Source organism: Providencia sp. wls1914 (assembly GCF_009706645.1).
Classification (GTDB): domain Bacteria; phylum Pseudomonadota; class Gammaproteobacteria; order Enterobacterales; family Enterobacteriaceae; genus Providencia; species Providencia zhijiangensis.
Genome location: NZ_WLUN01000015.1, coordinates 316,555 through 340,696 on the forward strand (window position 1 = coordinate 316,555; position 24,142 = coordinate 340,696).

General features: G+C 44.5%; 10 protein-coding genes, 1 tRNA gene and 9 pseudogenes. 9 read left to right on the forward strand and 11 right to left on the reverse strand.

Translation table 11 applies throughout. From position 1 onward, the window contains the following. Positions 1 to 92 precede the first annotated feature (92 nt). The 8 genes and pseudogenes from GKR74_RS10530 to GKR74_RS10565 form a co-directional block, all read right to left on the reverse strand. The gene (locus GKR74_RS10530) at positions 93 to 1,199 is read right to left on the reverse strand and encodes a fatty acid desaturase family protein (protein ID WP_154603515.1); all 1,107 of its coding nucleotides are present in this window, start codon (positions 1,197 to 1,199) and stop codon (positions 93 to 95) included. Beyond that, positions 1,186 to 2,265 carry a sterol desaturase family protein gene (locus tag GKR74_RS10535; protein WP_336431321.1) on the reverse strand — a complete coding sequence of 360 codons (1,080 nt, stop codon included), beginning with the start codon at positions 2,263 to 2,265 and terminating at the stop codon, positions 1,186 to 1,188. The genes GKR74_RS10530 and GKR74_RS10535 overlap by 14 nt, the downstream gene beginning before the upstream one ends. Continuing rightward, positions 2,154 to 2,936: pseudogene (locus GKR74_RS10540) on the reverse strand (phosphatase PAP2 family protein). Before GKR74_RS10540 ends, GKR74_RS10535 begins: the two are co-directional and overlap by 112 nt. A gap of 2 nt (positions 2,937 to 2,938) precedes the next feature. After that, positions 2,939 to 4,210: pseudogene (locus tag GKR74_RS10545) on the reverse strand (F390 synthetase-related protein); the annotation flags it as partial. Continuing rightward, positions 4,210 to 5,007 (reverse strand): annotated as a pseudogene (locus GKR74_RS10550) (MBL fold metallo-hydrolase); the annotation flags it as partial. The pseudogenes GKR74_RS10545 and GKR74_RS10550, both read right to left, overlap by 1 nt. 5 nt (positions 5,008 to 5,012) lie before the next feature. Continuing rightward, positions 5,013 to 6,011, reverse strand: a pseudogene (locus GKR74_RS10555) (NAD-dependent epimerase/dehydratase family protein); the annotation flags it as partial. After that, positions 5,999 to 7,006 (reverse strand): annotated as a pseudogene (locus GKR74_RS10560) (3-oxoacyl-[acyl-carrier-protein] synthase III C-terminal domain-containing protein). The pseudogenes GKR74_RS10560 and GKR74_RS10555, both read right to left, overlap by 13 nt. A 110-nt stretch (positions 7,007 to 7,116) precedes the next feature. Beyond that, positions 7,117 to 8,292, reverse strand: a pseudogene (locus GKR74_RS10565) (glycerate kinase). A gap of 534 nt (positions 8,293 to 8,826) precedes the next feature. Here GKR74_RS10565 and GKR74_RS10570 point away from each other — a divergent pair. The 3 genes from GKR74_RS10570 to GKR74_RS10580 all read left to right on the forward strand — a co-directional run bounded on the left by GKR74_RS10570 (position 8,827) and on the right by GKR74_RS10580 (position 10,086). Then, entirely contained in the window at positions 8,827 to 9,120 is a 294-nt protein-coding gene (locus GKR74_RS10570) for a helix-turn-helix domain-containing protein (protein ID WP_154603522.1), read from the forward strand. 191 nt (positions 9,121 to 9,311) lie between these two features. Further along, positions 9,312 to 9,884, forward strand: coding sequence for a division control transcriptional repressor DicD (gene dicD / locus GKR74_RS10575; protein WP_442959342.1), 573 nt, complete (start codon positions 9,312 to 9,314; stop codon positions 9,882 to 9,884). Positions 9,885 to 10,010: 126 nt separating this feature from the next. Then, positions 10,011 to 10,086, forward strand: a tRNA-Phe gene (locus tag GKR74_RS10580). Between the two features lie 125 nt (positions 10,087 to 10,211). On the opposite strand, the gene GKR74_RS10585 is transcribed toward GKR74_RS10580, so the two are convergent. Both GKR74_RS10585 and GKR74_RS10590 read right to left on the reverse strand, forming a co-directional pair. Continuing rightward, positions 10,212 to 11,135 carry an aminoimidazole riboside kinase gene (locus GKR74_RS10585; RefSeq protein WP_154603524.1) on the reverse strand — a complete coding sequence of 308 codons (924 nt, stop codon included), beginning with the start codon at positions 11,133 to 11,135 and terminating at the stop codon, positions 10,212 to 10,214. Positions 11,136 to 11,174: 39 nt separating this feature from the next. Beyond that, positions 11,175 to 12,170, reverse strand: a complete 996-nt coding sequence (locus tag GKR74_RS10590; protein WP_154603525.1) for a LacI family DNA-binding transcriptional regulator — start codon at positions 12,168 to 12,170, stop codon at positions 11,175 to 11,177. A gap of 250 nt (positions 12,171 to 12,420) precedes the next feature. Between GKR74_RS10590 and GKR74_RS10595 the strand changes: the two are divergent. The 6 genes and pseudogenes from GKR74_RS10595 to pta form a co-directional block, all read left to right on the forward strand. Continuing rightward, a pseudogene (locus GKR74_RS10595) lies at positions 12,421 to 13,671 on the forward strand (MFS transporter); the annotation flags it as partial. 8 nt (positions 13,672 to 13,679) lie between these two features. Next, the gene (locus tag GKR74_RS10600) at positions 13,680 to 15,125 is read left to right on the forward strand and encodes a glycoside hydrolase family 32 protein (RefSeq protein WP_154603527.1); all 1,446 of its coding nucleotides are present in this window, start codon (positions 13,680 to 13,682) and stop codon (positions 15,123 to 15,125) included. A gap of 311 nt (positions 15,126 to 15,436) precedes the next feature. Next, on the forward strand, positions 15,437 to 16,177 hold the full coding sequence (locus GKR74_RS10605; RefSeq protein WP_154603528.1) for a MurR/RpiR family transcriptional regulator: 741 nt from the start codon (positions 15,437 to 15,439) through the stop codon (positions 16,175 to 16,177). Positions 16,178 to 16,459: 282 nt separating this feature from the next. Then, positions 16,460 to 18,015, forward strand: a pseudogene (locus tag GKR74_RS18190) (PTS transporter subunit EIIC). Positions 18,016 to 18,026: 11 nt separating this feature from the next. After that, the gene (locus tag GKR74_RS10615; RefSeq protein ID WP_154603529.1) at positions 18,027 to 19,397 is read left to right on the forward strand and encodes a class-II fumarase/aspartase family protein; all 1,371 of its coding nucleotides are present in this window, start codon (positions 18,027 to 18,029) and stop codon (positions 19,395 to 19,397) included. 475 nt (positions 19,398 to 19,872) lie between these two features. Then, positions 19,873 to 23,106, forward strand: a complete 3,234-nt coding sequence (pta, locus tag GKR74_RS10620) for an autotransporter Pta (protein ID WP_154603530.1) — start codon at positions 19,873 to 19,875, stop codon at positions 23,104 to 23,106. Positions 23,107 to 23,190: 84 nt separating this feature from the next. On the opposite strand, the pseudogene GKR74_RS10625 reads toward pta, so the two are convergent. Continuing rightward, a pseudogene (locus GKR74_RS10625) lies at positions 23,191 to 24,142 on the reverse strand (Rpn family recombination-promoting nuclease/putative transposase); the annotation flags it as partial.

The following is a 24,142-nucleotide window of genomic DNA, read 5'->3' on the forward strand; positions in this document are numbered from 1 at the left end:
GACTTAGAAACAGAGAAACCGTGGCTTTCGAGTCACGGTTTTTTTATGTCTGCACTAATCACCTCTGTGCTGACATATTTATACTGGCCAAATTACCTAACCCCTTCCCCTGTCCCCATTCGCTTTAAAAACCGTTGCTGATAACGCCACAAGGTTTTGGCATCAACACAGTGATAATCCATGCCAAATTGCGCGGCAGTTTGCTGAATAATACGAGCAAGCGCTGGATAATGCCGATGGTGCCAATTGGGGAATAAATGGTGCGTCAGATGCAAATTCAATCCGCCGAGCCAGTAAGTCAGGCACTTCGGCGTGGTTTGCCAATCATAGGTGGTGGAGAACGTATGAGTGTAAAATCCTTGCTCCATGCGCCCTGAATCCGGTGCTGTATAAAAGGTGGCTTTCGCCCAATGAGTGCCCAAAATCAGCACCACAAAAATAAATGATGCGAACATTTGGCTAAGCAGATAAACACCCAATAACGTGCCAATGCCGATGCCATAAGGGGATAAAACCCAATACGGTAATAATATGGCTAAGAAAAGATGCAGGATTTTACTCAGCAAAAATACCCCAATACCTTTCGCGCCCTGATGGCGCATTTTTGGGGCAACGCGTGTGAAATGAAAACGGTCAAACCAATCGTAGCCCCAAATCAGCGCGGGAAATGTCATTGCCGCGATCAGCGGCCAATACAAATGCTGCCAACGCATAAACGGATACCAGCGCTGGTATGGGGTTTGGCGTAGTAAAAAATTTTCTTCAATATCCAGATCATAATGGCGAACATTGGTATGGGAATGGTGAAAAACAATGTGCCGCACGCGCCAACAATCGGGGTCTAACCCTAAAGGAATAGTCACCCAAAAGTTCACAATCCGGTTAAGCGCCCCTCGCTGAAAAACGGCGTTATGGGAGGCATCGTGCACCATATTAATCGCCAGCAATAAGGCGAAGAAAATAAACAGCGGATAGCCCACAAAAAACAGAATTCCACCTTGAGAACTTAGCATCAGCCAGTAGCTGCCTAGGCACACCAAAATCAGAGCCAAACTCTTGAGATAAACCCTGCCATCGGCAAAGCGGTGATCGCTTTTTTCTTGCAGATACCCCTTCGCGGCTTGCTGCAATGCACGGTGAAAAGCCAAGTCATCCCGTTGGCGAAAAGCGAGGGGCGGTAATGGCTTAGGCTTGTACATCACGGCCATCCACAGGTGTTGTTCCTACGCCCATTAGCACAGCAAGGCTGTGCAACCATAATAGCGCCCCCATCACCAGCCAGAATGGCGTCAACCAGCCTGCAATGATGATCAATAACAGCATCAGGCTAGCCACCGCAAACCAGCTCCATTTTCCCCAACCATAACCGCTCGATAAGCCAGACAACGCAACAGTCCCCGCCGCCAGCAGCAGAAATAACCCAACTTGCTCAAGGGTCGTTCCATTAAAACCGTACCCATAGCGATACACATATCCAATCACCAACGTGAACAGCAGCAATGTCCCGCCCACAAGTCCCATTTTTCCGATGTGATAACGAGGTGAATGCGTTGGTTTATTCACTTTTTTCACACCCAAGATACGCAAAAATGGACGATTACTATCTATCAGCGGATTTTCGGTAGCAACCTCACCGCCAATACCGTATTGATGGGGCGTTTCAGGAGATTCAGAAAACGTCCCAAATAGCTTGTCCCAAATAATAAAGCTGCCGCCAAAGTTACGATTAGCGTACCCGCCCGTTTTTATATGGTGAACCCGATGATGATGCGGCGTCACCATCCACGATTCCAACCATTTAAACCGAGGAATTAATCCACTGTGGTTAAAAAATTGAATCGTATAATGAAGCACGGATACCGTCATAAAGACGGTGAGCGGCACCCCCATTAACGCCAATAACAGAAAGAAAGGAATAGACGTGAGTGAGGAATACCACGAATTACGTACCCCTAACGAGAGATTAAAATGCTCCCCTTGATGGTGCACCACATGCACAGCCCACAAAAGGCGGTAACGATGGTGCAAACGATGCAGCCAATAAAACCCTAAATCCCAAGCAATTAACGTAAACAACCACACCAACCACGTTGGCCAGCTATCGGTAAGGCCAAAAGAAAAATGCGTGACCACAAAACCGTAGCAAAATAGTTCTAACCCACGGAACAGCCACAGCATGATATGCCCAGAATTAAGGTTAAAAACCACATCTTGCCAACTGAATGAAACGCGCTTTTGACAGGCAATAATCAGCGCTTCCACCATCACAATCAACACCATAAAGATAATGGGAAATGTCAGTTCATTCATCGCACTCTCCGTGACGGATTAGCCGCCAATAAGCGAAACGTCAGTAAACGAACAACCGTTATCGCTATCCACGCACAAGCCGCGCCGCCAACCACATCAATAAACAGGTGCCGCTTCAGTATTAAGACTGAAAAAATAATCATCAACGCCCACAATAGCCACAAGAGGTTTCTCAAAAATTGACCTTTTCGACACAAAGCCCCCCATGCAATTAACGTCAATGACACGTGGAGCGAAGGCAGCATATTTTGCGACGTATCCACCTGCAATAACCCGGCAAGTGCCTGTTGAGTCAACCCACTCCCTATATTTTGAGGAAACTCGGCTGTGGTTGGATAAATCAGATATACCGTGCCAGATAGCACCGCACAGAGGATCATCTGCCACATTAACGGCTTCACTTTTTCTGCGTGACTCAGCAGATAACCGCAGGGAATAAATAGGAAAAATGAGAGATAGAGCCATACCGCATTTGGCGAATAACCGATGGCATCATCAATTATCGTGGGGGAAATAACGTGTGCAGAAGAATAAATATGCCCCGTCAATGAGTAGATAAACCCAACACATCCCCAACCTAATAGTAAATACCCCACGCGCTGCCACACTGACATCGACGTTATCATGATGCCTCCCGCGTGATCCGCCGACGCTTAATTGCCATTACGGTCACAGGCAAGTTGGTGTTGAGTTGCCATTGAAGATGCTCAGTCACTGCGCCTTGCAGTTCAAAGTAGTCAGTTAGTGCTTGCTTACATGCTAATAGCACCGCTTCCTCACAATCCGCGGATAAGGTAAATAACTTCCCCTGTTGATGAAGTCGGTAATCTGTTTCTGTCGGCAAAGCATTACATATCAATCGGTTACAGGCGTCCGCAAACAGGGTTATTGGATCACCTTGTTGGTTGGTTAACACCAATTGATCATCGCTACGCCCTTCGATGCGTTCAATAGCTATTTGCGCATCGCCGCAAGGGCATGGGGTCTCTCTAACGACCAAGATATCATCCAGTTGATAGCGCACAATCGGCTGAGTTTGCCGTGTAAAATCGGTGATAATCGGTGAAAAACGGCGTTCATCAATCCACTGTTTTTCAATATGCAAAAAAGCTTCATTCAGATGTAATGTGCCATGAGGGCAGGAGCAGCCAAGAAAACCTTCCGTCGCTTGATACACTTCGCCCACATCTGCAAAAACCGTTTTTAGCAGGGATTTGTCATCGGCATTTAGCACTTCCGCCACTGATATCACCCTTTTTGGGGTTAGTGAGCACTCATTTCGCTGCTGGCGTTTTGCGATTTCCACCAGCACCTGAGCAGGAGCAACAATAATGGTAGGCTGCCATTGATTAAGTGCAGCAAGATGCTCATCAAAATCCCCTAGCAAATCGTAAAACTGAAATGAGAGCCAACGGTTATTCACACTTTCATATAAGTTATTGTTTGCACGTAGAAACAGTGCAACGCGCTCTCCGGCAAATAGCCCATCCGGCAGCATCTTAGCGAGCATGGTTCCCGACCAGCGAGCTTGCTCATCAGGGCTAACCACAAACACCCCGCGTTTTCCTGATGTCCCAGACGATAACCCCACACTGAATTTCCCCACTGTTGGGGAGAAATCACGGGAAGATTCGCTCTGTCTTGCGCAGGCAAGCAGCTCATCCACTTTCAGCCCTTGGGTGTTCATGCGGTCAAAATACTGCATCATCAAGGCTTTATTCATCACAGGCCACTGAGTAAGTGCTTGCTCACAATAGGCCGAAAAATAGGGGCTACGCCGTAAAAAACGCTGAGTAAATACCGACAATTTTCGCTGTTGATATCGCTCTAGCGCTGTGGGATCCGTAAAACGCAGTCGGCGAGCCTGCCAGTAATACCACAGGATTTTCAGCAGTTTCACAGCTCGCCCTCATGACACAATTGGATCGGTATCTGACGCTTATCAATCTGATGCAATTTATTGAGCGTGTCGTAATAGGCTTGGCGGTCATCCATAATCAGATTCGCCACCGCCATCGGCCCGCGCAATTCTCGATAATTCGTTGGCGACCACGCTGCATCCCCCGCCAGCAAGATCCAGCCGCCATTCGTCGCCACACATAATCCAGTATGCCCCGCGGCATGACCCGGCAGCGGTACTGCAATCAACGTTTTTTCAGGATTTATGGCGTAGCCAAATCCTAATTCGGCTAAGGCTTCAGGGAGCTCAATACGCTCAAAGCCTTCATAAAACCGCGCTCTTTCTTCGAAATCTTCGGGTATCAATCCTCGCACAAAGGCTTTACGTAATGCGGAAAACCTGGTTAGATTGCGCGTTTTTTGCCACCCTTCCCCCGAACAGATTAACGGCACAGAGGGGAAATCCCGTAGCCCCGCAATATGGTCACCATGGAAATGGGAAATAATCACCCCAGTAATATCAGCGGGCGTGATGCCATCCGCCTTAAGCTGAGAAACGAGAGCATCTTTGGTATCAAAATAAACCGGCGTAACCGCTCGATACAGCCGAATGATCCCTTCACGGGTATGGTCATAAAAGTGGTCGGCATACCCCGTATCAAACAGCCAGCGCTGGTCATGCCCCTCAATCAGCCATGCCCGTGCGGGGAATTTACACGCTTTCATACTGGCACCTTTAAGGGCAACACAGCCGGGATGGGTGCAATATCCCACTTCAAATACCCGAATGTTCATCATGGTTTGCCCTCTTGGTTTTCATTAAGCCATTTTGCGGTGCGTGCGATGCCCTCCGCCATGGAATAGCGAGGGATGTAACCGAGTTCCTGCTGAGCGCGTTGATTGTTTAAAATCATCGTGAAATAAGCAGCGCCAAGGCTATAACGGGTTAATAACGGCTCTTTTCGCTGCATAATCGCCAATTTTTCTAAGTAAAATGCCACACCGTATAATAGCGAATAAGGGGCTGATTTAATCTGGCACTCAGTACCTGTTTGCTCAAATAGCATTTTTAATGTCGTGGCCAACGGCTGAGGGTCTTGGTTGGTAATATTGTATACCGACCCGCTTTTTAACGGTTTTTGGGTTGCCAACATCATGGCATCCACCACATTTTCAACGTAGGTCAAATCGAAGGCATTTTTGCCCCCTGCCGGCAGCACCAATTTGCCATGACGGGCGCGAACTTGCCCCATCAAACGCGGCAATAAAACCCGGTCATGCGCACCAAATAATCCACGAGGGCGCAAAATCACAAACGTAGTTGAGGGATAATTCGGCACTATCTTGGTAATTTCTTGCTCGGCAAGGAACTTCGTTCGCGCATAATCATTGGCAAATTGCGTGTTATTCGTTGATTCGAAAATATTGTGCTGGTGAGTAAAATTGAAATAGATTGCAGGGGTGGAGATATGCACAAACCGCTCGATACCTTGCTCTGCCGCAGTCTGCGCCAAGGTTTTGGTGGCTTGCCAATTAATAGCTTCAAATGTTTCACGCTCACCCCATGGCGCCGACAGTGCAGCGCAGTGCCAAATGGCCTGACACCCAGCCATCAATTCCCGTGCGTTTTCCGGTGTTAACGTTGCCAGTTCTATGGGAATAAATACCGCCCCCGTCTCAGCTAATATCTGACCAATAGCCAAATCACGCCCGCAAGCCACCACCTGATGCCCTTCACGTAGCAAGATTTCTGTGGCATTGCGCCCAAGCCCGCTAGTCGCGCCGGTGACTAAGATCTTCATGGTATAAGAACCAGTGCGGATAACGCCAAACCGGCTGCGGTTCCTACCAGCATTACGTGGGATTTGCCATAAAAACGGTCAGTAATAATGGCTTCATGCAGCGCGGAAGGAATTGAGGCCGCCACTTGGTTACCGTGTGTGGCATAGATATCGACTAACTGCTCGGCGGTGACACCAAGGCGCTTGCGCATATGTTCCAAGGATAAGTGACTCGCTTGATGGGGAACTACCGTATCAATCTGCGCTAAGGTCACTCCCGCTTGAGACAGTATTCTCTCCATAAAATCCTCAACCATGGCGGATGCCATCTTGAATAGCGGTTTGCCTTTCATGTGGAATAAGAAATCGCTCGGCTCCATCCCTGAGCGTGGATTACGGCGAGTACCACCCGCTCTGATCTCACAAAGATCCAGTCCTTCAGGATAGGTTTCCAAACGAAATGCCAAAATGCCGCTATGCCCATCACCGCGCTCAACAAGTGTACAAGCTGCGCCATCACCAAAGATCAGCGAAGATTCTTCATGTTCCCAATCGATCCCACGAGAAGCAATATCCGCAGAGACAATCGCAATTCGGCGATATTGATGAGTAGCGAGTAGCCCACCCGCAATTTGCAACGCCGATAAATAACTCACACAACTCGCATTCACATCAAAGCAAGCAATTCCCGAGTGAAGCGCTGAACTTGCAAGAATATGAGCTGCGCTACAAGGTAGGGCTTGCACGGGAATAGCCGATGCACAAATCAAGGCATCCACTGAAGCAGGATCAATATGGTGGCGAGTTAATGCATCGTGAATCGCCGCGGCGGCTAATTCCGCTTGGCTATCGGTATTGGATGCATGGTAGCGCCAGCGGATCCCTGAGCGCTTTTCAACGTAACCGTTCGGCTTATTCAGCTGCTTATCCAAATCCATCGACAATATTTTATGTGTGGGTAGTGCGATGCCAGAAGCAATAATTTTCAGTGGCACAAACGTGTTGGGGTTAAGCATTTTTTACCTATTCTTGTAGTTTATTGCTTTATTACCCTTTCATTTATCAAATAACTCGTCGTCATGGTATCGGAAAAAGTGCATATAAAATAAATATTGGATAAGTTAGCTTATTTTCCATCAAATAAATGCGCTTCGCTTTTATTTCAAAGATGGCGCCCCATATTCAATACTCGAGCCACATTGCACGCTGTATTTTCTAAGTTTTCAGCCCCCTGCTTGAGCGCCTCACTAAGCGAAGACAATCTTGGCAGAATGCTAAATACCGCCGTGACACCTTCTTGGTGCAGACCTTTCACACCATCCCCTAACACACCACTTAATGCAATAACCGGAACCTGATGTTTTGCCGCGAGTCTCGCAATACCAAGAGGCGCTTTTCCGCCAGCGGTCTGCCCATCCATACTACCTTCCCCGATGATCACCAAATCGGCATCTGGTAAATGTTGCTCAAACGCTAAAGCGTCCATCACAATCTCAATACCGGATTTAAGCTCACCGCCGAGTAGCGCAGCCGCTGCAACGGCGATCCCCCCTGCTGCGCCGCCACCTGCAAGATAACGATAGTCAGTCCCCGTTAACTGCTGAAGAAGCGCCGCAAACTGGTTTAATCCGTTATCTAACTCAGCCACCATTTCTGGCGTTGCTCCTTTTTGTGGACCAAAGACTGCCGCAGAGCCGTGTTTCCCAACCAATGGGTTACTCACATCGCAAGCAATGTCGATTTTGCACTGAGATAACCGCGGATCAAGCTGCTGAATGTCGATATGCGCTATCTGCGAAAGGATATTCCCCGTATTCCCCAGTAATTGATGATTTTCATCATAAAATCGAACACCCAGCGCCTGTAACATACCGACGCCACCATCCACTGTGGCGCTGCCGCCAATCCCTAGAATAATCCGCTCAACCCCTTGAGCAAGCACATTGGCTATCAGCTCTCCCGTACCATAACTGTTTGTCAGCATCGGGTTTCGCTTGGCTATAGGCACTAACATCAACCCGCTGGCTTGCGCCATTTCAATCACCGCCGTCTTACTTTCAGCTAATAGCCCGTAGTAAGCCATGACAGGGAGACCCAAAGGATCTGCCACGGTAACCGATATTTTTTCACCGTGCTTTGCCGCGATCAGCGCATCCACGGTTCCCTCTCCACCATCAGCCACTGGCAGCGAAATATATTCCGCGTCAGGAAACACGCGTTGAAAGCCTTTTATCACTGATTGAGCTGCAAGCTCGGCGCTCATACTTTCTTTAAAAGAATCAGGTGCAATGATAATTTTCATTAATCCGCATTCCTTATTTGCACGATGTCATATTTATTCTTATTTCTATAAACTATTTAAAATAATGCCGATAATCAATAAACAAATCTGTATATTTATGACGAAGTAAATATAAATCTTTCTCTCGAAACATATTTATGAATAATATATATATAAGTGTAACAGCCCATTACCTAATTCATACTTCATTATTATTTTTTGCATTATTTTTATAAAAAATAAGTCAGTAATTATCGCCATAAAAAACCAATAAAAACCCAAGAACCCAGATTATTTAGCTAATTAAATCAAAATAATCGAACATAAGACCCATAATCCTTTGTAATTTTACTCACTAACTGAGTGATCGAAATAGCTATTAACTATCGAAAATAGCCTATCAATCCGTCATAAATATTGGTAATTAGTTTAACTTAGCGGTTAAATACACCTAAATTGATATAGTCAATTTTCGATTACTCTCGCCAATTAAAGATAATAATATTTAATTATCTTTGAATACTATTATCTCAATAAAACTCGCATGGAGGGATCATGCTAGCTAATCAACAATTCGATAACCATGAAGTATCCACTTACATTGGTTCATTTCTTAAACGACGACGTAAAGTTGTTGGGCTCACCGGTGCTGAACTCGCTTCTCGTTTAAGCATCAGCCAACAACAGATTTCTCGCTATGAGCGAGGTGTCAATGCGATTACTATTCAAAATCTTTTGGGAATTTTGCATGCTTTAGAATTAAAAAAGCACGATATTGATGAGTTCCTACAAAATATTTTCAATTTTTATCATATCGATATTGATATGGAGAATAAGTTGTTTAACTAGGAATTAGTTTCGACTAAACAACTCGTTAGGTATAGAGAGGGTAACGCCTCTCTACCTCTTCGCTCTCTGATTTCCCCATAACTCCCCTCAATCACCCTCATATTTGTGACAAAATCAACGCCTATAAATCAACTTTGAACATTGCTATGATGGAAAAATTAGCCAATCTTGTGATGGAGATAACGATGAGTATCCAGCGCGACACTATTTTGAGCCATGCGTTAAACCAGTTAGAGCAACAGGGGTTATCCGCCTCGACAGAAAGTTTACTCACTGAAATCGAGTCCGATTTTACGACCCTACGCCAATTTTGGCCTGATGATGAAGCCCTCGTTTATGATTCTCTACGCTATCACGGGCAGCAAATTGAAGTGTGGCAGCGCCAAACCTTATTAGATGAGCGACTCAGCCCACAATCAAAACTCATGGCTCGTTATCAACAACTGGCAGAAAAAGTCCGTGAAGGACGCTTCCCAGGCTGCCTGTTTATTTCCGCCTGTAACTATTATCCAGACCCAGAGCACCCTATCCACCAATTAAGCCGACTGCAAAAATCCAACTCATTCAGCTTTACTAAGCAGCTGCTCGATGAGCTAGATATTGAAGATGCGGAACTCGTCGCCAATCAGATGGAGTTGGTCTTAGAAGGCTGTTTAAATCGCTTGTTGGTTAATCGTGATATCCGTGATGTGGAAATTGCTCAACAGCTTTCTGAAGATATTTTGACTATCGCTCTGTGCCGTAAAAAAGGCGCATTAAGTTAAAATTCGTACACTCGCGCGTTAAACAGGCGTTTTTTGTCGAAAAAGAAAACACTCAGTCAGAAAATGGTTTTTTTTATAAAAAATGCATTGACGGGAACAGCCTAATACGGTTTAATGCGCCCCGTTGCCCGGATAGCTCAGTCGGTAGAGCAGGGGATTGAAAATCCCCGTGTCCTTGGTTCGATTCCGAGTCCGGGCACCACTATTTAAAGAACCCGCCCTAGTGGCGGGTTTTTGCTTTCCAGCGGATCACTTCAGTCTTCACTTCTCAAAAACCTCTTTCTTCATTCACCACAACTACCCTAAAAAAATAGCGCAGTATCGTGACTACAGGCTTTTGAGTAAGTCTTGGCGATATGGCAATGCGGTCATTGCACCTTTCGCCGTGGTGGCTAAGGCACCACAAATTTGAGCTTGCCCAATAATCACACCCAGCGTGTCTTCATCACGCGGCAGACCATACACCGCCAGCCCTGCCAGTAAACCTGCGACAAAAGCATCTCCCGCACCTGTCGTATCAACCACCACTACCGGTCTAGCAGAATAATGTAGGATATCTCCCTGCCAACACACCATCACCCCATTTTTACCTAAAGTGACCAGCAGCAAATCAAAAGAATACTGTGCTGAAAGCTGTGCAATACCTTGCTGAATATCGGTTTTGCCACTTAGGAAAAATAACTCCTCCTCAGATAACTTCACTACCGAAGCGAAAGTTAGCGCTTTATGTAAACATTCACGTAGTAGATTTTCATCCTGCCAAAGATCCGTTCGGATATTAGGATCAAAACTAACACGTCCACCTGCACGACGAATTTTTTCCATGGCATAAAATGTGGTACTGCGGCTCGGCTCTGCACTCAGCGCAATAGAGCAAGCATGTAGCCATTCATTTTTCTGAAATACGGGTAAGTCTTCGACTTCTAAAAAAAGATCCGCAGCGGGACGAACCATAAACGTAAAGGTTCGTTCTCCCTCTTCATCCAGTTCAACCACCACCGTTGATGTACGATGTTGCGGATCCAGCTTCATATAGTCGGTGTTCACTTTCTCTTGCTCTAACGTGCGGCACATAAAGCGGCCAAAAGGATCATCCCCAACACGACCAATAAACCCACTTTGTCCATCAAGGCGAGCAACCCCAGCCGCCACATTCGCAGGCGCACCACCCGGCATCTGAAGTAAGCAGCCTTCTCTTTCGGGGATCAAATCAACAACAGCATCACCGAGAACCCACACTTTATCGGTCATAAATAACTCCACAAGCAATATTGAAAATAGTCAGTATGATTAAATTGAATCCCTTGGTAACCAAGGCGATGAAATATAGACAGTTTCTCGATGTGTCTCCCCATTAATGATATGTAGCGCGCTGCGTTTGCCAATTTCATAATGCGGGAGTTGTACCGTCGAAAGCGGTGGAATAAATAATTCACCGATCCCAACCATATTGTCATAGCCCACAACGGCGACATCTTTTGGGATCTTCAATCCACTCTCTAACAAGATTTGATAAACGATGAATGCGATCCGATCATTTCCACAAATAACTGAATCAAAACCCGCTTTTCCATGGTGGATCTGCTTGCGGACAATCTCAGGAATATCTGCATAGTTTTCTGTACTTAAAAAATGATGAGATAACGCATCCGCATTAATTCCATGCTCTTCACAAGCGCGCTTAACCCCAAGAGCTCGGCGAAGAGTCGCTGGGTGGTTAGCTGGGAGATATAAACACAGCGGTTGGCGGTAACCTGCATTTAATAGCGCTTTCACCGCGTTATATTGCCCATCTTCATCATCGGGTACATAGCTGGCCGTTGGTACATTTAGGCTTTCACAGTTAGCGAGTACTAACGGCACTTTCATCATGTGCTTGGTAATTTCTACCTGCCGAAGTCCCATTGCCGTGTAGATAATGCCATCTGGGCGATGAGAAAAAAGTAAACTCGCGATGGCTTCAGGGTCATCACCTTCTAGCATATTCACCACATAGCTATTCCAACCATGTGAACGCGCCGTTTCTTCAATAGACAGCGTGATATCGACAGAGAAAGGGGACGTCGCCGTATCTAGCGCCAATACCCCAATTGTTCGAGGTTTTTGTCCTGAACGTGTACCGCGGATCATCCGAGCTGAAAGATCAGGCGTATAACCCGTTTCATTAATGGCTTTCTGAATGCGTTCTAATGTCTCTTTTTTCAGCTTTTCAGGGTTATTGATAGCCCTTGAGACCGTCATCATTGAAACACCAGCCAGCTTTGCGACATCTTTTAAGAGTACCATTTTGCCCTCTTTACTCTGATTCCAACGTCTTTGTTTTCAACGTCTTTGGATCCAACATCTTTTCGTCGAAGTATATCAACCAATAAATCGCCACATGATTGCGAGAATAAGAAACCTGTGACATCCCTCACATACCGTCAATGTTAATGTTAACATTGGTGATTAACATCATATTTATGCACTATACCGTCTTTTATAAAGTGAATGTTAACATTAACAATATAGACATTCTGACAGTAGGAGAATATCTATGGGCAAAAAAACACGCGCTAACATGCATGCCTATCTCACATTAAGTGGTTTGTTATTTACTTTTTTTTGGACATGGTCATCCGTGTTTTCCTTGGTATCTCTGTGGCTTAGCCAAAAAATTGGCCTAAAGGGCACCGATACGGGCATTATTTTTTCTGTTATCAGCCTAACCGCATTTTGTGCTCAGCCTCTTTATGGGTTTATTCAAGATAGGCTTGGCTTGCGCAAAAATCTATTATGGTTTCTGGGGGGATTGCTATTAATCAGCGGGCCTTGGTTTATTTTTGTCTGTACCCCGTTATTAAAATGGAACATTTTTGCGGGAGCTGCTGCGTTGGGCATTTATGTTGGCGCGACTTTCTTTGCCGGTATTGGTGCACTTGAATCCTATACTGAACGCGTTAGCCGCATTGCGAGTTTTGAATATGGTCGTGCCCGTATGTGGGGTTCACTGGGCTGGGCAGGCGCCACCTTTTTTGCAGGGTTATTATTTAATATCGATCCCAACTTAAATTTCGCCATGGGTTCTGCCAGCGCGCTGCTGTTCATCATCCTGTTATGGCGTTTACGCAATGTTCGCCCTCATACCATGAATGAGCTTGAGTTCGGCAAAACTCAGTCACTGACTATCACTGATGCGCTGGGATTATTACGCATGCGTTCATTTTGGTCTTTGGTGATATTTGTCTGCGGGGTGAGTGTTTATAACGTCTACGACCAACAATTTCCGGTCTATTTTGCCTCGTTGTTTGCTAACCAAAACGAAGGCAACGAGATGTTTGGCTACTTAAATTCGCTTCAGGTTTTCTTAGAGGCGGGAGGGATGTTCTTAGCACCTTTCCTCGTCAATCGAATTGGCGCAAAGCGAGGCCTGCTTTTGAGCGGTGTCATCATGGCGCTGCGTATTTTAGGTTCAGGGCTTGCCGACGATGCAATCACAATTTCATTTATGAAACTGCTACATGCAGTTGAACTCCCTATCCTATTAATTTCATTATTTAAATACATTACATCCGTATTTGATAAACGTTTATCTGCAACCATCTACTTAGTGGGTTTCCAGTTTGTAGCGTCGCTCTGCGCCTCATTCTTATCCCCACTCGCGGGATACAGCTATGACACATTAGGCTTTGCAGATACCTATATGATCCTCGCCGCTATCGTCATTTTCATGACGATAATTTCAAGTGTCCTTCTGCAATCAGAGGATGCATCAACCGTCAATCACATGACAACATCGAAAAAAACGGTGGAACTATGAACCAAAAACTTCAGCAAGCACAATTTGCTCTTGAGCAACTTAAAGCTCAACGTGGAAACACCTATTACCCTGACTTCCATCTTGCTCCGCCCGCTGGCTGGATGAATGATCCGAATGGTTTGATCTACTTTGATGGGTTATATCACGCATTTTATCAACATCACCCAATGAGTGCTGATTGGGGGCCAATGCATTGGGGTCACGCCACCAGCCACGACATGATCCATTGGCAACATCAGCCTATCGCGCTAGCACCCGGTGATGATTATGATCGTGATGGCTGTTTTTCGGGTTGTGCTGTAAATGATAATGGAATCCTTTCACTCATTTATACAGGGCATGTGTGGCTAAAAGAAGCCGGTGACGATAGCGCTATCCGTGAAGTTCAATGTTTAGCAACCAGCACCGATGGTATTCACTTTGAAAAACAAGGTATTGTGCTAACGCCCCCCGATGGCATTATGCATTTCCGTGATCCTAAAATTTGGCAAGAAAATGGCACTTGGTGGATGGTGTTAGGTGCTCGAGACGCGGCAAATTGTGGGCAAACGTTGCTTTATAAGGGAAATTCACTACGCGAATGGCAACTTGATCGGATCCTCGCCCATGCTGACGTTGATGGTGGCTATATGTGGGAATGCCCAGATTTCTTCCCATGTGGCGACCACCACTATTTGATGTTTTCACCACAAGGCATCCAACAAAATACAGGTTACCAATATCGTAATCGCTTCCAATCCGGCGTAATTCAAGGTCACTGGCAACAAGGAAGCGCCTTTATACAAAACCAAAAATTTACTGAATTAGATAATGGACACGATTTTTACGCACCACAATCATTTACGGCAGCGGATGGGCGACGTGTCATTATGGCTTGGATGGATATGTGGGAATCAGCTATGCCATCCAAACAAGAAGGCTGGGCGGGCTGCTTAACCCTACCACGCGAGTTATTTGTACGAGATGGGCATTTATGCCAACGCCCAGTGATTGAAGCCAAATCACTGCGCCAACAGAACCAACCCATTGAGCCTCACTCGGTTAGTCAAACAGAAGTGCTACTCGACCATTCCAGCGCCATCGAGTTAGAGCTTGTTTGGGATATAAAACAAAGTATTGCAGAACGATATGGCATAGCGCTAGGTAATAAAGTGGGCGATGGATTAGAGCTGTATATTGATAGCCAATCTCAGCGCTTAGTGCTCTGGCGACACTACCCAGAATATGAGCTGGACGGTTATCGCAGCATTCCATTACCCGCGAGCGATAAACTTTCATTGCGTATTTTTATCGACCGCTCTTCCGTTGAAGTCTTTGTCAACGACGGTGACGCTGCAATGTCTAGCCGTATTTATCCCCAACCTAATGAACGCAAGTTAATGTTATTTGCTTCTCATGGCAGAGCAGTGATTTCTGAAGGAACGCTTTGGCAGCTCAAATAATGATTGAGCCGGAATTGGGATAAACAAAATAGCCTTGTGATAAAGCACATCACAAGGCGTTTTTAATCCTTTAGACTCTGTTGAGGCCAGTCTCATTTTTATAATATTAGCTTAAATAGATAAGCATTATTATCGACCTTATAAGTCATTCACATCAAAAAAACTCTCGGAAAACCTGCATAAAATACGGCTTTAACGTATAATCAACTCTATTGAGCTTTGGCTCACTTCACACAGTGTCGAGATCATTATAAATAACACGCGAACCCAAACTAAAATGGGCTTTTGATACTCTATTGATCAGGTGAGATATGCTGGATTTTCTAAAGAATTATGACAACTTAACCGTCAGTGAAAAAAAAGTATTAAAATATCTTACCGATAATATTGCCGATATTCCCTACTTAAATATTAATGAATTAGTCGCCAAAACGTTTGTATCTAAGACTGTCATTATTAATTTGTCCCAGAAATTAGGTTTTAGTGGGTTTAAAGAACTCAAATTCCAAATTAATAACCATATACTTTCGCAGAATAAAGCGGAAAAAAAGAACCCCGCTTCTTATAAAAAGCAGCTTGAAAATAATATCCATAAAACCTTCACCTTGATTAATGAAGAGCAAATTCGCGACTGTGCGAAAACATTACGCGGCTCGCGTAATATCTTTTTAGTGGCACGTGGCACCAGTAAAGCCGTCGGTTATTATCTTGAACACTTGCTCTTCTCTCTTGGATTGCACTGCTTTTTTATCAACGATTACAATCTCTCCGACTCTTTTACTCGTCTAGTTAACCAAAATGACACCGTCATTTTTATCTCGTTGTCTGGCGGAACCAAGAAAATCATAGAAACCGCTAAAATCGTACAATTGAAAGAGGCTAACATCATCAGTATGACCGCCTTTCACACCAACGAACTCACCGCCTACGCCAATAACACTCTTTTCTGCTTCGCAGATAGCTATGACACCAAACGGGACGATTCAAAATCCAGAACTGGATTTTTTATTCTGGTGGATTTATTAATTAATGAATTGGAAAACCTGCTGTAAATAAACTCCCACCCACCTTATTTATTTAACTTAAGGTTAGCTGAGTGCTTTTCATTCAATTATTTTTGTAATTTTTCAAATAATCATTTATTTAAAAAACCCATAACACATTTATAGAAAAATCATTATTAATATGATTTTTAAAGCTTTATTTAATTTTAATGACCTAGGTCTTAATCTGTGACCTGAGATAATATTTAAAACCGTAACATCATTTCATTTAAAAAACCCAGTGCTAGTATTCCAGTTAATTTCAATAATTCTTCGTCATTAGGAAAAAATATGGCTAAAAGAAAATTCGGTGAGTCAATCCAGCGCTTTGGTAGGACACTGCTCCTGCCAATCGGGGTTCTGGCTCCAATTGGTATGATACTGGGGATCAGTGGTGCATTAGTTCAAACCTACATGATTGCGCGATTCCCTTTCCTCGGCAATGAAACCGTTAACGCATTACTTGTCAGCATCCGTTCTATCGCGGGCGTCATCTTCGACAACATCCCATTACTGTTCGCCATGGGGGTTGCCTACGGCATGAGCCAACGCGATAAGGGGATCGCGGTCTTCGCCTCCGTTGTAGGTTACCTTTCGTTGATTATCACCATGAATATTTGGTTGGTACTCACCGGTAAACTGGCGGATCCGGCGATTATGGGTCAAGTGGGACAGATTAAGGTTTTAGGTATTCAAACCTTAAACATCAGTGCCGCTGGGGGGATTATTACAGGGTTAATTGGTGCATGGGCCACCGATAAATTCTATAACCTCGAGCTGCCGACCGCCTTCGCCTTCTTCTCGGGTAAAAAGTCAGTCGCGATTATCATGGTCGGCTTAATGATCATGGTCGGTGGAACATTACCGTTTATCTGGGAAGTATTAGTGCAAGGCTTGATGAAGCTTTCCGCCGTCTTCCTCAGTCCTGTCGGTCCGTTCTTTACCGCGGGGGTGAACGTCTGTTTATTCCATTCGGGTTACACCACGTTTGGAACGTTCTGTTTAGATTTACCGAAGCTGGTGGTACCTATGTTATTGATGGACAGACCTTTGTCGGTGTCGTTCCAGCTTTAACGGAAGTGTTATTTAAGCAAGGTCCAAGTAGTGAATACTGGGCAATGATGCCAAGCCTGACGCGCTTTATGGCACAGCAACAAATGCTGGTAACGCTGTTCCTGTTCCCTGCCATTGCATTAGCTATCTATAAAACATCGAAAAAAGAGAACCGCGCTGAAGTTAAATCGATGTTAGTGACCATGGTATTGACCGCGATGCTCGGTAACGTGACCGAACCGCTCGAATTTACCTTCGTGTTTATCGCACCGCTGCTGTACTTAATCTATGCCATCATCGTCGGTATTGGTGCAGTGTTACTGTCATTCGCAGGCGTCGCTATCGGGTATATCCGTGGAACCGTGTTTGACTTCACTATCTTCGGTCTGCTGTACGAGCACACTAACTGGATATTCTTAGTGCTGATTGGTGGCGGTTTAGCGGTAGTGACTTACTTCATTTTCTACTGGGCGATTATCAAATTTGATATCAAAACCCCAGGTCGTGAAGAGTCGAGCAATCTGAAAAATACCTTAATTAAAGAAAAACGTTATGGCGAAATCGCTGAGATCCTTGTTGAAGCCTTAGGCGGTAAAGAGAACATTCGTAACGTAGATAACTGTATTACCCGTATGCGTATTGATGTCGCAGAAGTGAATAAAATTGATAAAGATTTAATGTTGGAATCAGGATGTACCGCATTCTTCTTTCCATCGGCAAACCACGTCCATGTAGTGTATGGACCGAAAGTTGAATTTGTTCGCAACGCTGTTGATGAGTTCATGAAGAAATAAAAGGATATATGATGAGAGCCTTATATGATTCTAAGAGTAAAACCATCGATGACCGCGGTATAAAAGCCCTGTTATCGGATGAAGCCAAATATAATACTTGGCTGATGTTTGAATCCATGTTAGCTCAAGCGCAGGCTGAAGCGGGGTTCATTCCCCAATCAGCGGCTGATGAAATTAAAGAAAAAGCGGTTATTGAGAACATTGATTTTGAAGAGATGAGCCGCATTTACCAAAAAATTGGGCACGGCTTCGTTCCCTTCTTAAAAGTGTTGGTGAATGCCTGTTCTGAAGAGAGTGGTAAATACATCCATTACGGAATTACCACTCAAAATATTCAGCAAAGCTCGCAGCTGTACATGATGAAAACGGTACATAATAAATTTATGTTGCTGTTAAGTGAGATCATCGAAAACCTGTCGGGTCTCGCTGAAAAAACTAAGCATATGGTGATGCCGGGCAGAACCCATGGACGCCACGCTATCCCAATTACTTACGGGTACAAAGTGTCCGTGTGGATCAGCGATTTCATCGACTGCTACCAGCGAATGAAAGAGTGTGAAAAGCGTGTATTTACCATCATGATGGGCGGTGCTGTGGGCGCGTTTAACTCCATGCCGGGGATTGGTCTAGAAGTGCAAAAACGCGTTGCTGAACTGACGGGTATGCATGCTATGGAAGTGCCATCACGTAACCTTAGCACCCATAAACTCGAGTACATGGCGAACTTAGCGCTGATGGCGAATATCTGCCATAAAATCGGGGAAGAAGTTTACAGCACGACGCTGGAAGAAATAGCGGAAGTGTCTGAAGGATTCACCAAAGGCACTGTGGGCAGCAGCACCATGCCACACAAAATCAACCCGAAACTGGCGAAAGGGATTATTGCTAACTCTCAAAAACTGTATTCATTACCGAGTGTTGGGATGTATTCTGCCGTCAGACCGTATGAAGGTGATAGCAGCTCTTATATGTTATTCGATGGGCTTATCGAAGAAGCGCTGGAACTGACCACTGAAATTTTATTAAGAACCGAAGAGCTTTCGAGAACTCTGGTACCTCACGAAGAGAGAATGCTGCATAACGTTCTGAGAAATAAAGGGTTAGATAATACCGAATACGTAATGATGAAAATGGCTGAGAAGCTGGGTAAAGATAAAGCGCACTCATTACTGTATGAAGAAGCCATCAAAACCGCAGCAGATGGAGAGGATTTCTACACTAACCTCACCAAGAACGAAACCATTACGGCGGCATTTAGCAATGATGAAATCAAAGCAATGCTAGACCCACGTTCGTATATTGGTTTGTCCGTTGAAATCGCAGAAAAAGAAGCGAAACGTGGTTTAGCCGCAGCCAAAGAAATTAAACAGCTTTATCAGTAATTATTTGCTTAATAATTTAACTTAAACCTGTTATTTGAAGCCGCCATTTTAAAACAATGGCGGCTTTTTTTGGTTATAAAAATATGAATATTGCTAAATAATAGAAAAATAATTCATTACTTTAAATTAGTCATTAATACTTAAAAAATAATTAGCAATAATGACTGTTAATAAATAATATGAATTTGTTACCACATCTGATTTATTCTCAATAAATTTATCTAAATTTTAATTCTTGTATTCAAAAGCAAAAATTAATTTAATTCCCCACATAGAACTATCATTTAATTTGTTCTTTTCGCGTTCTATTAATCTGCGTTTCATGTGATTAGCTAGTCAATAAATCTACTTTTTCGATAAATAAAAAGATTTTGAGATGGCGCTCAAGTATTTATTTTTATAAAACACAGATTATCTCTGCGATTCTGTTTTTGATTCTTAATGATGTTTTTTGATTGATAACAAAGGTATCAGAATGAACAAAGCACATAAATTTGCGTCATCTTCTCGTTATAAAAATAAAGCTGCAATCAATAAAAATATTTTTCAGCTGTCTATTATTACTTCTGCGCTGTTATTTTCTGGCTATACACTGGCTTACTCTGAAACAGGGCAACTTGGTGATAAAAATAGCTGGGAAAGCCAAGAATATAAAAATGACTGGGGTTTAGCCGCCATGAATGCCTCCAGTGCCTACGCGCTGGGATATCACGGACAAGGCGCTAAAATCGGTGTTATGGATTCCGGCGCGTTATTATCCCACCAAGAGCTAAGTGGTTCCCGCTTCCACGCAGTTAAAGCCAAAGGTGAGTACGGCTCCACGGGGATGCGTTATCCTCAAGAATTAGGCGGCCACTATGAAAAAGGCCAAGCTTTCGATGTGACTGGAGACTGGATCAAAGGCGTGAATGATACTCACGGTACCCACGTGACAGGCACCGTCGGCGCTAACCGTGATGGCGAAGGAATGCATGGGGTCGCATGGGGCTCTGATGTGTATGTGGGTAACACAGGGGCTACCGACAGCAATAACTACGGCCCTTATCAAGATTACCAATATTTCTATACAGGCTGGAAAGCCATGGTGGATGCAGGTGCCCAAGTGATCAATAACAGTTGGGGAACCAACCCAAGAATTATTGATGCAGGGAAAACAGTCGGCCCTGATGGTGGTAACACCACCGTACATTTACCGGTCGATACTACTCAACAAACTGAGTACGAATATTTCTACTTCAAAAAAATCTACGGGGATAATCCATCCTTTGTGGATGCCGCCTATGATGCCGTGAAAGGCACTAATGTTGTTCAAGTCTTCACCACAGGCAACCGCGATTTCAAAAACCCGTACTACCGCCCTCTTTACCCTTATTTCAATCCACAAGCTGAGAAACATTGGATTGCGGTTGCTGGATTAAAACAGACGGCAGACAAAACAGGCTATGAAATTGAAGGTATGTTCAACGAAGCGGGTAATGCCAAATGGTGGACGGTCGTTGCCCCTAGCCGCTATATCTATTCCAGTGTTGTGGATGAAAACGGCAATCCAGGTTGGGATACCTTTAGCGGAACATCAATGGCAGCGCCGCACGTCACGGGTGCTATGGGCGTTTTAATGTCCCGTTATCAATCCATGAATGCCCTGCAAGTTCGTGATGTGATGTTCACGACTGCTAACCGTTACAACCCTGATGGCAGCCTCTATAAAGGTTGGACATCCGCTGATGGTGTACCTGATGAACGCTATGGTTGGGGTACACCTGACCTCGAAAAAGGCATGTATGGTCCGGGTCAATTCTTAGGTAAATTCGAATACCAACTGGATGCTGTACCACTCGATGTCTGGACAAACGACATCAGCCAAGCGGCGTTAGATCAGCGTGAAACCGAAGATTTGGCGTGGTTAGCCGATTATAAAGCCAACGGTATTGATGCTGGCGGTGATTACAATCTTGGTACCGATTTCGTGGTAAACGATGGCAACCCAGACCCAACTTCCCACATTGTTGATAAAGAAGATGCTAAAAAATGGCGTCAGGAATATTACCAAAAACGAGCTGAGGCCATTCAAGCCAAAATCGATGCAGGTCTGTATGACGGCGCTTTAGTCAAAACAGGTCAAGGTACATTGGTGATGACGGGGGATAACACCTACCGTGGTGGTACAACCGTCGAGCAAGGCTCTCTGTACGGTTTTACTGAATCCTTTGGTACTGCGGACGTGAATGTTAACGGCGGCACAATTAGCGTGCTTAATCGTTATAACGACCAATTCACTCAAAAAGGCCAGCTAGTCTCCAATGAAAGCCATAAAGCCAATATCAACATCAACGATAAAGGTACCTATTTAGTTACCGCAGGTCATGATGTGAATGTCGGTAATATGACCTTAAATCAAGGGGCTAAACTGGACGTTGCTGCCGATAATATTGGGCAACTGAAAGACGTTTATCTGAATGATAATTCAATCCAAGGTACGGTTAACGCAGATAATTTAGCCGACAACCGCGCTAAAACCAAAATGCTCGCAGCAAATACCAATAATGCTGCCGCAGATGATTATGCACTATTCCAAAAAGACGTTTCCGTAAAAGACAACACCATTACGGGCTCTCTGAGCAAAAAAGCGGATACCTCATTTGCTTCATTTGCCAATAATGAAAATGGTCGTTCGATTGCTAATACACTAGAAAGTAATGCTAAAGGTCAGCTATTTGATGCAACGCTGCCGATGAGCGAACGTGACCTTCGTAATACTTATCAATCACTCGGTAGCGATATGTACCTTAATGCGAATAATGCCAGTGTGGTGAACGTATTAGGTCTAACTCGTACTGTGAAAGATCAGGCTATCGGCGTGGGTCATGGTCGCTATGCTAATCTCGAAAATAGCAATGCACGCATCTGGATGACGGGTGTTGGTCAATGGGGCAACCTTGATTATGGTTACAGCAATATGGATACCGATTTCTACGCAGCGTTAGTCGGTGCAGAAATTGATGTCGCTGAGCACACCAAAGCAGGTCTGTTCTTTGGGGCGGGTTCATCTAAGTATAAAGCCCATGAGTACGGTAAAATTGACAGCAATGACCTGCATGTTGGTGCCTATGGTGTATCCAATATCAAAAATGTGGCTGCGGTTAACTATGGTGTCACTCATACAAACCAAGACAGAGATGCGAAACGCACGCTGTGGGTAGGTCAAGAGTCCGGTTATAACTCCACCAGCTATGATGCGAAAATTACTCAGTTCTTCGTAGAAGGTGCCTATACCCAACTGAATAATGACCGTTATTCTGTTGAGCCTTATGCTGGATTTAACTGGCTGCATGTCACCAGCGACAATCTGCATGAGCAAGTGGGTAATATACAATTCACCACCAAAACTGATAATCAAGATATCCAAGTCGGTACTGTTGGTTTGCGTGGCGGCTATCCATTCAGCGCGGGTAATGTAAATCTCACACTGAAAGGTGACGTATCTGCGAGCCATTTATTTGGTGATACTCGTCCTGAAGCGATGCTGTTCCTGTCAGATACTGGCGAAGCCAAAATTCGTGGTGGCAAGTTAGATAACTTATTTGGCGTGGGCTTAGGGGTTGATGCTCAGCTGAATAAATCCACGACTTTCGGTGTTTCTTACCAAGGTCAATATAACAGTGATGTCAGTTCAAGCGGTGTAAACGCGACATTAAAAATTAACTTCTAATTCTGTTAATTAAAAAAGGGTGGAGTCAATTTCATGTTGAGTCCGCCCTTCGTTTTTTCGATAAATACCGCTTTATGTTGATCAACGCATTGCTTGGATTTCAGAGTGGGACAAACCTGTAATTTTGCTAATAATATCAATGTCTAAACCTAGGCTTAAACTGGTCAAAACTTGGGTGTAAGTGCGTTGTTTGGCCTTCTCCTGTTCTTCTTGTCGAGCTTCTTCTCTTCCTTTGACTAACCCTCTTTTTACTCCTCTCTTTAATCCTTTTTTTAACCCCTCATTTCGTAAACGATCGGCAATGGTCATAACAGTCTCCTGATATCCTTCGGTTTTTTCTATTAATGTTTTAACTATCTTTTTGTATGTCGGCGTATCCATCACACTAAACAGATAGTTGATGATTAAAATAACGTCGTCACGGTGGTTTTCGTTCTCCTTGATCACCTGCGCTAAGCGCTTTGATAGAACCATCAGGTCATCTTTCAGGGATGAATGTTTGAGAACTAACTCCATCGCCGCGACTTTTCGGTGATTCACCAGTTCATCGTCACTTGCCACTGTCACATCCACTAAAGGCAATGGATTACAGTACAAACTATGAGCTAAATCAGACCACTCAAAGCAATCCGTCCATGATTGGGAATAGGGATAAGGGGATTGATTTCCATGATAAAACAGGATGGGAACCACCAGCGGCAAAGTTTGGTGCCCCTGCTGCAAATGCTGATTCATCGCGCAAAATGCGTAATGCATCAGCCGCCAACCCATCAGCTTATCGGGGGAAGATTGGTGCTCCACCAAGAAATAAAAATATCCCTTACCCTTGAGCGTTTGAACGGAATAGAGCATGTCCGAGAAACGAGAGCGCAATGTTTTATCCACAAATGAAGCGCTGGCTAACTTCAACGTATCAAAATTGCAAAGGTGTTTAATGCGATTAGGAAGATGGACTTCAAAAAAATCCCGCGCATTATCCACTTTGCTCATAAAGCCTTTAAAGGTTGAATCATGAGGAGCTACAATTGATTGGGTC